The organism is Nocardia implantans, from assembly GCF_035544775.1.
GTDB classification, from domain to species: domain Bacteria; phylum Actinomycetota; class Actinomycetes; order Mycobacteriales; family Mycobacteriaceae; genus Nocardia; species Nocardia implantans.
Window position 1 is genome coordinate 244,308 of record NZ_JAYKYQ010000002.1, and the last position, 11,986, is coordinate 256,293.

8 protein-coding genes are annotated in these 11,986 nt (G+C 67.3%); all 8 read left to right on the forward strand.

Annotation, left to right across the window (positions count from 1 at the left end):
• Nucleotides 1-461: 461 nt before the first annotated feature.
• Nucleotides 462-2,222: a type VII secretion AAA-ATPase EccA gene (gene eccA, locus U3653_RS05390; protein ID WP_195077505.1), complete on the forward strand. Its 1,761-nt coding sequence runs from the start codon at nt 462-464 to the stop codon at nt 2,220-2,222.
• Between the two features lie 103 nt (nt 2,223-2,325).
• Nucleotides 2,326-3,882 (forward strand): type VII secretion protein EccB, encoded by a 1,557-nt coding sequence (eccB, locus tag U3653_RS05395; RefSeq protein ID WP_195077506.1) that lies wholly within the window; start codon nt 2,326-2,328, stop codon nt 3,880-3,882.
• Entirely contained in the window at nt 3,879-7,886 is a 4,008-nt protein-coding gene (gene eccCa / locus U3653_RS05400; protein WP_195077507.1) for a type VII secretion protein EccCa, read from the forward strand. Before eccB ends, eccCa begins: the two co-directional genes overlap by 4 nt.
• 485 nt (nt 7,887-8,371) lie before the next feature.
• A complete protein-coding gene (locus U3653_RS05405; protein WP_195077508.1) occupies nt 8,372-8,680 on the forward strand; it encodes a WXG100 family type VII secretion target in 309 nt (102 codons plus the stop codon).
• A gap of 43 nt (nt 8,681-8,723) precedes the next feature.
• The gene (locus tag U3653_RS05410; RefSeq protein WP_195077509.1) at nt 8,724-9,029 is read left to right on the forward strand and encodes a hypothetical protein; all 306 of its coding nucleotides are present in this window, start codon (nt 8,724-8,726) and stop codon (nt 9,027-9,029) included.
• 312 nt (nt 9,030-9,341) lie between these two features.
• Nucleotides 9,342-9,659: a PE domain-containing protein gene (locus U3653_RS05415; protein ID WP_195077510.1), complete on the forward strand. Its 318-nt coding sequence runs from the start codon at nt 9,342-9,344 to the stop codon at nt 9,657-9,659.
• Nucleotides 9,660-9,697: 38 nt separating this feature from the next.
• A complete protein-coding gene (locus U3653_RS05420) occupies nt 9,698-11,086 on the forward strand; it encodes a PPE domain-containing protein (protein ID WP_195077511.1) in 1,389 nt (462 codons plus the stop codon).
• 22 nt (nt 11,087-11,108) lie between these two features.
• Nucleotides 11,109-11,963, forward strand: coding sequence for an ESX secretion-associated protein EspG (locus U3653_RS05425; protein WP_323123924.1), 855 nt, complete (start codon nt 11,109-11,111; stop codon nt 11,961-11,963).
• Nucleotides 11,964-11,986: the final 23 nt, after the last annotated feature.

Sequence of the window (11,986 nt, forward strand, 5' to 3'; positions counted from 1 at the left end):
TCGACGGCAGTGGTAGACGTAGAAGCGTCGTTCGGCGGGAAGTCCTACCCCCACAACGGCCGGTGGCCTGCCGGTGCCACCGGCCGTTGCTTATTGGGTTCAGATCGTCAGGATGAGGGACTGGCGATCTGTGTTCAGACAGTACCCTCTTCTGTCGGAACGTTCAATAGTGTGCACCTAAATAGCGGCAAGAATTTTCGCGGGGTCCTCCGACCTGCTGCGCGGCGGCTGGGGGACCGGATCGCGGCTGGCCAGCCGCCGCCGAAGGGGCCGTCTGCAGGCGGATGATTGCCGGCCCCGAGGTAAACATACCGTTAACCGACGGCACGTTCAAACCTGGCATGTGACAGCACGGTCTCCGCGGTGACGACTGCTTCCCATGACTGGGAAGGCGCTGGACCCGGGGTCCGACGCCGGAATCTATCTTTTGAACAGGCTAGATCGGCGGAAGGGAAGTCCGAGTGTCAGCGGCCGAGGACGCGTTCTACACGGGTGTTCAGAATCTTGGGTTGGTCGCGGGTGGCGTGCGCAACGAGCAGCACGCGGCGGCGGCGTTTCGGGCCGCCACCGACCTCGACCCGGACATGTGCGATGCGTGGCTCGGGCGGGCCATGGCCGGCGAGGTCACCTCGGAGGTGATCTACGGCGCCTACCGCTCGGTGCACAATCTCTACCGCGATCAGCAGCGGGCCGGTCTGGTCGACCGCGCCCTGTGGTGCCAGGTCGAGATCGGCATGTACGGCCTGCGCGTCGCGATGGCCGATCGCGACCAGATCGCGATCGCGCAGGCGTGCTCCTATGCCGAAGGCGGTGAATGGCAGGAAGCCGCGGCGATTCTCGACGAGGTCCCGCGCGACGACGTCTCCGACTTCGTGCGCATGTCGCTGTACTTCCGGACCAAGCAGTGGCCGGAGGTGCTCGCCGCACGCAACGCGCGGCCGGTGCTCGAGGACGGCCTGCTCGACATCGCTGCCGAGCTGATGACCGCCCAGTCGCTGGCCCATCTGGGACGCTTCGGCGAGGCCATGCCGCGCGCGCAGCGGATCGTGGAGGACAGCTCCTCGGGCAATCTGTCCTACATCTGGGCCGACGCGCACTTCCTGCTCGGCATGCTCATGCGGCACAACGGCGATCACGACGCCGCCGACAAGATCCTCAAGGGACTGCAGGGCTCGGCGCTGTGGCCGGAGCGCGAGGAATGGCAGCGCGCGGTGCGCGACAAGACTTACCGCTTCGAGATCGCCACCGCGGAACTCATCGCGTCCAGGACCAACCGGTGGGACCCGAAGACGGGTGACGATCCACGAGAGGCGGCCGCCAGCGCGGCGCGCGCCGAGCGCGAGAGTCTCCTCGCCGAGGCCTCCGACCTGCTGCAGGCGCAGATCGGCATGGACTCGGTCAAGGAGCAGGTCGACCGGCTCAAGTCCGGCGTGCTGATGGACCAGGTGCGCGCCAAGCGAGGGCTCGCGGTGGATTCCAAGTCGCAGCACTTGATCTTCTCGGGGCCGCCCGGCACCGGCAAGACGACCATCGCCCGCGTGATCGCCAAGATCTTCGCCGGTCTGGGCGTCGTGGAGAACGCCGATGTCATCGAGGTGTCACGCAACGACATGGTCGGCACCCACCTGGGCCACACCGCGCCCAAGACCAACGCGCTGATCGACACGGCGCTCGGCGGCGTGCTGTTCATCGACGAGGCGTACACGCTGATCCAGGAAGGTCTTTCCGGCGGCGACGCGTTCGGCAAGGAAGCGGTCGACACGCTGCTGGCCCGGATGGAGAACGACCGCGACAAGCTGGTCGTGATCATCGCCGGTTACGAGGATCAGATCGATCGGTTCCTGGCGTCGAACGACGGCCTGGCTTCCCGTTTCACCAAGCGCATCCGTTTCGCCAGTTACGGTGCCGACGAACTGGTGCAGATCGCCGAGCACATCGCGCGGAAGAAGGATTCGATCCTCTCCGAGGAGGCCCGCGAGGTGCTGCGGCTGCGGTGTGAGGAACTGGCGGGGCAGACCAAGAACGGCAGGCGGCTGATCGACCTGGCCGGCAACGGCCGTTTCGTGCGCAACGTGGTCGAGGCCGCCGAAGCCGAGCGGGACTATCGCTTCACCAGGGAGAACGCCGATATCGCCGCGATGACCGACGAGGAACTCATGACGATCGACGCGTTCGACATCACCGCGGCGCTGGAGGGTTTGGCGCCGAGCACGCGGGTGTGAGGCGTCCGCTGGTCCGCTGTTCCCAGTCGCGGGAATAGCGGTCGTATTCATGCTGTGACCGCTGGTTACGGTTTGGTGAGGGCGGCGGAAGGAACGAGAACCGGTGGCGCGCTTCCGGGTTGTGACCAAACACCAGATCTCCGGCTGGCGTTTTCTGCTGCGCCGGATCGAGCACGCGCTGGTCCGACGCGACGCGTCGATGATCGATGACCCGCAGCGCGGTCGCTCGACCGCGCTGTCCATCGGCATCGCGCTGGCCTGCGTGATCATCGCGGGCGCTGCGGTGCTGGCGTTCTTCAAGCCCGCCAAGAAGGTCGGGGACTCGAACATCGTCGCGGAGAAGGACACCGGGGCCCTGTTCGTGCGCCTGAACAATCGGCTGTTCCCGGCGCTGAATCTGACCTCGGCCCGGCTGATCGTCGGTTCTCCCGACACCCCGGTGAAAGTCTCCCGGGACGAGCTGGCGAAATACCCGCGCGGGCCGTGGGTGGGCATCCCCGGAGCGCCCGCCAGCATCGTCGATACCGACGAGCGGGATTCCTCGTGGACGGTGTGCGACACGGCGCGCACCGGCGCGGCGGCGCCGGTCAACCCCAGCACCGGTCTGCCGACCGTGAGCCGCTCCGCGGTGCGCACGACCGCGATCGGCGGCCCGCTCACCGTGGACGGCGACGCCAATCGCCCGTTGGGGGACGGCGAGGCCCGGTTGCTGCGCGACGACACCACGACCTGGCTGGTGTACGGCGACGCCGAGAAGGGCGTGGTGCGCGCCGCGATCGATCTCGCGAACACCGCGGTGGCCATGGCGCTCGGCATCGATTCGACCGCTCCGGTGATGGCGGCGTCCAAGGGCTTGATCAACGCCATTCCCGAGGCTCCGCCGCTGCGGGTGCCCGAGGTGCCGGGTAAGGGCGAGTCGATCACGCTCAACAACGGATACACCACGCCGGTCGGATCGGTGCTCACCGTGTCGGTGCCGGACCAGGGCGTCTCGTACTACCTCGTCTCCCAGTCGGGACTGGTGCGGATCAGCACGGTGCTCGCGGCGATGGTCCGCAACGCGGACTCGCAGGGTTCGGTGTCCACCCGGACGGTGGGACCCGACGTGATCGCGGCGAATCTCCGCCCTGGACAGTGGCCGGGCACCGCGACCTACCCGCCCCGTCCCATCCGCCTGGTCGACCCCGAACGGTCCGGCGTGACCTGCCTGCACTGGTCGCGCTCGGGGAACGATCCGAACGCGGCCACCGAACTGCTGGTGGGCAGGCAATTGCCGCTCACCAAGGAAGAACAGGGCCGCGCGGTCGACTTGGTGACCTCCGCGGCCTCGCGCGGCACCACCGCGGACGCTGCCTACCTGCCGCGCGACACCGGTCGCTTCGTCCAGGTGACCGGAGCGGAACCGGGGTCGCCGCTGCGGGAATCGCTGTACTGGGTCTCCGACAGCGGCGTCCGCTACGGCATCATCACCGACCCCAGCAGTATCGGCGCCGCCGACCCCACTCTGACCTCGCTCGCGCTGCGGGCCCCGGTCCCGGCGCCGTGGAGCATCATCTCGCTGTTCGCGATCGGACCGGCCCTGTCCCAGAAGGAAGCTCGCATCCAACACGACGGAATTCCGAACAACAAGATCGTCGCGGGGCTCGGGGGTTCGCAGTGACCACCACTCGCCGATTCGTCCGGCCCGCCAGGATGGTGCGCGGCCCCAAAGCTCCCGCCGTGACCGAGCTGCGGCTGCAACCGCCCACCGAGCTGCCCAAACCGGTGCCGCCGTCGCGGCTGCGCATGATCATGCCCGTGGTCATGGTGGCGGCCATGTGCGGGATGATGGTGATGATGTTCCGCGGCGGCGGAACCATGAACCCGATGATGCTGATGTTCCCGGCCATGATGCTGGTGTCGATGTTCGGCATGATGGGCGGCGCGTTCGTCGGCAACTCCAGCGGCGGCGCGGCGAGCCTGAACGAGGAACGCAAGGACTATCTGCGCAGCCTCACCGACAACCGCAAGACGGTGCACGCGGCGGAAGCCGAGCTGCACGCCTTCCTGCGGTACACCCATCCCGGTCCGGATGAGATCGCGCGGTTGATCGGCGGCAAGCGGATGTGGGAGGTGCAGGTCGCCAGTCCGCAGTTCCTGCGCGTGCGGGTCGGTCGCGGGCGCATCGCCAACCAGGTGCGCGTGATCGTCCCGGAAGCCGCACCCACCTCGGATCTGGATCCGGTCGGCGTCGTCGAACTGACCCGCTTCGCCAAGGCCTACTCCACGGTCGGCGGCATGCCGGTCGCGATCAACCTGCTGTCGGCGCCGCAGGTCGGCATCGACGGCGACCCGGAGCTGGTGGCCGGGCTGATTCGCGCGATGATCGCCGAGGTGGTGGTGCTGCACGGCCCGGACCAGGTGGCGGTCGCGGCGGTGCTGTCCGACCCGGACGCGCCGGAATGGTCCTGGCTGAAATGGTTGCCGCACACCCAACATCCGAGCGAGACCGACGCGATCGGCTCCAGCCGGATGGTCTACCGCACCGTGGCCGAGCTGCGCACCAAGGTGCTCGCCGGACTCAATCGCGGCCCGTTCTCGGCCAATTCGCAGCCCACCCTGGACCGCACGCACTTCCTGCTGATCGTGGACGTCGGGGGACCGGCCAGCGACCGTGACATCTCCGGCATCGACGGCTGCACGTGGCTGCGGCTCGGCCCCGCGGAGCAGAATCTGCCGCGGGCGCTGCGCTTCAAAGTGACCGAGGACCGGTCGCTGAACGAGGTGACCCCGCGCGGATTGCGTCGCGTCGGAGTCGCCGACTCGCTGTCCACGGCGGCGATCACGGCGATGGCGCGCAGCATTTCGCCGTACCGGTTGTCCACCGTGGTCGAAGCGGTGGCCGCCGAGCAGGCCAGCGGCGGCACGTCCTGGGAAGAGATGGTCGGGATCGACGACCCCGGCGCCATCCGGGTCGAGCAGGCGTGGGTCCGGCGTCGCGACCAGGACCGGGCACGCCTGAACATTCCGTTCGGCCATGACCCGGCCGGTGGCGTCGTCTATCTGGACATCAAGGAATCGGCCGAAGAGGGCATGGGCCCGCACGGCATGTGCATCGGCGCGACCGGATCGGGTAAGTCGGAATTCCTACGTACCCTGGTGCTTTCGGCGGTGGCGACGCATTCGCCGGATGTTCTGAACCTGCTGCTCGTCGACTTCAAGGGCGGCGCGACCTTCCTCGGTTTCGACCGGCTGTCGCATGTGACGGCCATCGTGACGAACATGGAGGAAGAAGCCGACCTCGTCACCCGTATGGAAGACGTCATCAACGGTGAAATGGCCCGGCGGCAGCGCATTCTGCGTGACGCGGGGAACTTCGCCAACGTCGCCGATTACGAGCGTGCCAGGGAGCAGGGCGCGGACCTGCGCCCGCTGCCGACATTGCTGATCATCCTCGACGAGTTCGCCGAACTGCTCGAGCAGCATCCCAGCTTCTCGAAGCTCTTCGTGGCCATCGGCCGGTTGGGCCGATCGCTGCGTATCCACCTGCTGCTCGCGTCGCAGAAGGTGCCCGCGAACCGCATGGGTGAGCTGGAGGCCCATCTCTCCTACCGAGTCGCGCTGCGCACCAACCAAACCAGCGACTCGCGTGACGCGATCGGCACCGCGGACGCCTACCACCTGCCGAAAAAGCCCGGAGCGGGCTACCTGCGCGTCGGCTCCGGCGACCTCCAGCGCTTCCAGGCCGCGTACGTGGGTGAGAAGTACGCGCCGCCCGCGCAGATCTCCGCGGCCTCCGCGCAGCGGGCGCGGCGACCCGGTGGGGGGTACCGGCCGCCGCAGCGCTTCACCGCCGGTCATATCGTCGACACGCGGCCCACGGTGGTCGAGCCGATCGTCGTCCAGCAGGCGCCCGAATCCGCCGACGGCGAGTCGATCACGGTGATGGAAGCGGTGTTGCAGCAGCTGGCCCGGCACGGCCAGCCCGCGCACAAGATGTGGCTGCCGCCGCTGGGTACGCCACCGACGCTGGAGCGAATGATCCGCGCCGTGCCGCAAGGGGCGTTGCAGATGCCGTTGGCGCTGGTCGACAAGCCTCGGCAGCAGCGCCAGGATGTGTGGTCGGTCGATATGTCCGGCGCGGGCGGGCACATGGCGATCGTCGGCGGCACGCAGTCGGGTAAATCGACCGCGCTGCAGACGTTCATCATGTCCGCGGCGCTGACGCACACCCCGGAGCAGGTGCAGTTCTACTGCCTGGACTTCTCCGGTGGCGGTTTGACGACGCTGGCGAACCTGCCGCACGTGGGATCGGTCGCCGCGGCCAGGGACGGCGACCGCATCCGGCGCACGATCGCCTTGGTCACGAACCTGCTCGAGAGCAGGCAGTCGATGTTTTCCGAGTTCGGGATCGACTCCATCCGGAAGTTCCGCACACTGCGCGAAGGCCCGACCGCCCCGCCGTGGCACGACCGCGATCCGTACGGCGACATCTTCCTGGTCATCGACGGATGGGACGTCGGTTTCGGTACGAACGGCCCGTACTACGACGAGTACACCCCGGTGATGGAGTCCATCGCCCTGCAGGGCCTGAACTACGGCATCCACTTGGTGGTGAGCAGCTCGCGCTGGATCGCCATCCGCCCGGCGATCAAGGACCTGATGCAGACGCGCGTGGAGATGCGTCTGGGCGACCTGGCCGACACGACCTTCAATGTCCACCGCACCGTGGTCGCGGCGATACCGGCCAACCGGCCCGGTCGCTGCATCTCGACCGACGGCCTGCACATGCTGACGGCGTTGCCGCGTATCGACGGCGTCGGCGAGCCGGATTCGGCGGCCGAGGGTCTCGCCGCCGCCGTCGCCGAAGTCGCGCAGCGTTATCCCGGCAGGCGCGCGCCGCAGGTGCGACTGCTGCCGCCGCAGATCGGCATCGACGAGGTTCGTGCGGGATGGCCGGTGCCGCAGACGCTCGCTCAGCGTCTCGTCGTGCCGTTCGGCGTCCGGGAATCCGATCTGAGTCCGGCGACGATCGATTTCAGCGTGTCGACACATTTCATCGTGCTCGGATCGACGGGGTCGGGGAAGTCGACCACCTTGGCCGCGCTGCTGGAGTCGATCAAACGCCAGTACGATCCGTCGCAGGCGCGCGTGTTGCTGATCGATTACCGGCGTAGGCATCTGGAGACGGTGCCGCAGGAGATGCTCATCGGGCACGTCACCAACGAGCGCGATGTGCGCGAGGCGCTGCCGCCGCTGGTGGAGAAGATGCGCTCGCGGCGCCCACCGGAGAACGTGACCACCCGGCAGCTCGCGGAGCGGTCCTGGTGGTCCGGGCCCGAGGTCTTCGTCGTGATCGACGACTATCACATGATCGCGCAGCGCGGTGCGATGAACCCGCTGGAGCCGCTGAAGGACATCCTGGTCGACGGACGCGACACCGGCTTGCACGTCATCGCCGCCCGCAATATCGCCCAGGCGGATACGGCGTTGTACGACAACGTGATCGGTCAGATGAAGAACCTCAATTCCTCGGGTCTGATCATGGACGGTTCGAAGCTCGACGGCGTGCTGATCAGCGACGTGCGCGCCACCAAGCAGCCGCCGGGCCGCGGAATCTACGTGGAGCCCATGAGTTCTCGGCGTGACCTCGTCCAAGTGGCCTGGATTCCACAGCAGATCTGACCTCGGCGCTCCATCCCAAGGTTGGGAATAAATTACCGTTTTCCTTAGCAGCCGCTCGATCCGAGCTGGTAGTCACGCTCGATTGGAGTCTCGCCATGGCACTCCCGGATCTCGGCATCGCGCCGCCGGACGTGCGGGAGGCCGCGACCGAGTTCAGGCGCATGCTCGGTTCCATCTCCGGCAGCGTCGCCGATTCGCGCAGGTCTGCGAGCCGGTCGCGGGGCGGACAGTCGCGTTCGGCCGCGAGGCGCCATCGCGCCGCAGACGGGACGCCACCGGAACGACGGGAAACTCTCTGTCCGGCGGCGGTGTTCGTCGCCGGAGAAACTCAGGAGGTGCCGGTACTGGAGAGATCCCCTGTATTCGGTGTGGTCGAGGACGTCGATGGCCCGAGCCGCGCATCGACGATTGCGACGCACACGCTGTCAACGTCCTCGGCGAACCCGTCCGAGGCAACGTAAACGCCTTATAGGATAGGAACAGATATGCCCATCGGCTACACCGGCGACCCGTCCGAGATCAACGCCGCCGCCAAGAAGTTCTTCACGCACGCCGATACCTTCAAGAACCACCAGGGTATTCTCGAGGGCATCAAGATGGAGTACGCGCCCGCTGTCCAGGGCGCGACCGGAAACGCCATCCAGGCGGCGATGCAGGGAGCCCTCGACAAGGGGTCGAAGCTGCACCAGACCTTCATGGAAATCGTCGACGCGCTGAATGCCGCAGGTGCGACGTTCGACAGCCAGGACCAGGAGAACGCGTCGCAGGTCAACAAATACAACCTCAATTTCTGATGCCGGATCCGCAGCAGAAAACAATCAGGAAAGGTTTCGGAAAATGGCTTTGAAGAATGATTACGATGCCGTCGAGGGCCTGGTCATCCGCACCGACCAGGTGCTCAGCAACATGATGGTCGACGCGGGCGAGCGCGACACGCTGGCCAAGCTGCTCGCCGAGAACTTCCAGGGTGACGCCGGTACCTCCAACGGCGACCTGCAGACTCGCGTCAAGCAGCAGATCGACCAGTACAACGAGGCGCTGACCCAGCTGAAGGCGGCCACCAAGGCTGTGTCCGGTATCGACGGTCAGTTCCGCGTCGTCGACACCGGTCAGGCCATGCGGTTCTCGCAGATCGGGATCTAGCGACTCCGCTCGGGTCGCTGTCGCGCGCCCGAGGCGAGACCACGATATCCGCCATCGCCCTCGACGAGTTCGCTCGAACGGACTTCGTCGAGGGCGATCGCATGTCATCGGTCCTATGCGGGGAGGGCGGCCCCCGGGTCGTGTCACGTGACGTGCCGCCCGTGGATGTATGGATCAATTCTGGCCCAACGAGTTTCGGCCGGACAGGGGTGGAATGCGCGTCCCGCACCGCTATCCCCAACACTGGGAATGCCTTAACGTTCTGATTGCACCGCTCGACGCGAGCACGGCGCCCTTCGTTAGGAGCTTTCCATGTACTTCAGTCTCACTCCAGGGCAACTCCCCGCTATCGCCGCGCAACTGAGCACCGGGACGGCCGCGCTGGCCGCGACGACAGGTACGACCGCGGCCGGGTGTGTCCCACTACCGCCGGGCTGCGATTCCGTGAGCGAGAAGATCACCGAGGCATTCTTCGGCTTCGCGACCGACCTCTACGACAAGACGGTCCAGGGAGTGAACCACCGCATCATGGCCGAGCCGCACCTGCCCGAGGTGGACGCCTGCTATTGCGCCGCGGACGCCGCCGGCGACAGTCACATCAGCGCGAGAGGCGTGGCGTTCGGCGAGTAGTCCGAGCCGCTGCGAGCGAGGCCGATGCCATGCCGTTCATGTCGTTCGATTACTTCGCGTTGCCACCGGAAGTGAACATCCACCGGTTGCTGTCCGGCCCCGGCGTGTCCGCGCTCACCACTGCCGCGGCCGCCTATGCCGACTTGGCCGCCGGGTTGGCGGCCACCGCCAGCGGCACGGATGGCTCGACGGCCGAGATGGGCGGGGCGTGGGAAGGACTGTCGTCCGAGCGCGCCCAAGCGGCATTTCGTCAGCACGCGGGCTGGCTGCACAGGCAGGCCGTCGTCGCTATGGATGCCGCGAAATCCGCGGCCGAGCTGGGGATGATCTTCGGCGAGGCCGAGGCAGCCATGCTGGGTGTGGAAGCGTGGCTGGCGGAATGGTATGCGAAACAGGCGGCTCTCGCCGCCGCCAGCACGACGCAGCTGGCCCCGCTGACCCTCGGGGCCATGGCGCTGAGCGAGCTCGAATATCTGGCGATCACGGCAGCGGCGGCGGGGGTGATGGCCGGCTACGATACCGCGGCCTCCGGAGTGCTGGCCGGGTTGCCGACGCCCGAGGTTCCCCTGCCGATCGTCAACGGTGGTTCGGGGCTGGAGTCGGCGCCGAACCTGCTGTCCACGCCGGATATCACGAATCCGCTGGACACCGATACCGGGCACACGACCCAGGACGTGGTGAATCACCAGACCGGTGACACCGGTAGCGATCCGGTCAAATCCAATCCCGATCCCACCGACACCAGCCAGCCGAGTGACACGACGCAGCCCGGCGACACCACGCAACCGGGCGACACGACTCAACCCGGCGACACCACACAGCCCACCGACACCACGCAGCCGGTGGACACCACACAACCCACCGATCAGCTTCCGGACATGAACAACTCGTCGCTGTCGGATTCACTGGCCAATTCGGGGATGGACGGCTCGTTCGACCAGCAAGGTCTCCTCGGAGCGTCGCAGAATTCGACCACGCTGGCGGGCTTGTACGGCGGAGCGGGCACCCTGGTGGCGCTCAACATGACCACCGGAGGACTGAACGCCATGCCCGGCGCCGCCAGCGGTTTCCGGATGCCGTCCAACTGGTCCCTCGGCCGAGGAACCGCGTTCGGCGCGTCGCCGAATCCGACCGGCGGCGGGCCCGCCTCGCGTCCGACCGCACCGCGCGGAGCGACCGCACCCAAGGCGCAGATGCGGCGGCGCAGGCGCGACGAGGACCGCAAGAAGTCGAAGGTGTTCGTGCCCGGTGAGCCGCAGGATGTCCCCGTGCTCGAGCAGCCCCCGGTGATCGGCGTCATCGAATACGGCGACGCCGACCGGCGAGACGAGATCGACGAGCCGGAAAGCGAACAGCTGCTGCTGGTCGGGGTGATCGAAGGCGCCGCGGACGAGCCGGCGACGGCCGACTCGGAGCCCGCGCGGTGAGCCACACCGTAGCCGAGGTCCGGTGCAAGGAGAGGAGGCCTTTCCCCTGGAAGCAGATCCGGTAGCCATCGATCTGAATGTCGATGCCGCCCTCGTGCTGAAAGAGCTGGTCGGCATCGACTCGTATCCGCCGGTGCTGGCGCTGCTACCGAACATCTACCGGCTCGAGGATCGGGAACGGGTGCACGCTGTCGTAGCGCAGCGACTCACCGAGGCGGGCATCATCGACGGTGACCGTGTGCACCCGGTGGTCGAGCACTGGGTGCGGTGCCTGGACCGGCCGGACGTGGAACTGGCGGCCAGGATCATGTCCACCGGATCGGACGGGCAGCCGCGAGCGATGCTGCGGTTCTCGCTGGTGCGCAGTGATGACACCCATGTGCTGGCGTTGCGCTGCGACGATGAGGTGGTGATCCAGACGATGTTCCAGGACGGGCAGAATCTGGACAACCTGACGGCCGCGCTGGCCGCCGCGCTCGGTCCCGCGGAGGCACTGCGCTTCACACCGGTGACCGCCACGGTCGAGCAACTCGGCGAGGTTCCGTCCGACCCGGACGAACGACGACAGGCGTTGCTGGAGTTGGGCGCCCAGCCGCACACCGCAGCGGTCCTGAGCCGGGCGCTCACCGAGGTGGTGCGCCGGGCCGAGATCCTGGTTATCGAGCACCGGGACGGCAGCCAGGCGCGGCCGGAGGTGTCGGTGAGCGTGCTCGACACGACGTCGGGGCGGCTGATCGTCACCCCGAGCAGGGCGATGGATGGAGAGATATGGTCCACGTTCGCCCCTGGGGACGACGCGGCCTTGCGGTCGGGCATCGGTGCGCTCATCGATCTGGTGCCCGGCCGAAGTTGGTTCGACACCAGCAGAACGAGCTGAACGTCGGACAGTGTTTGTCGAGA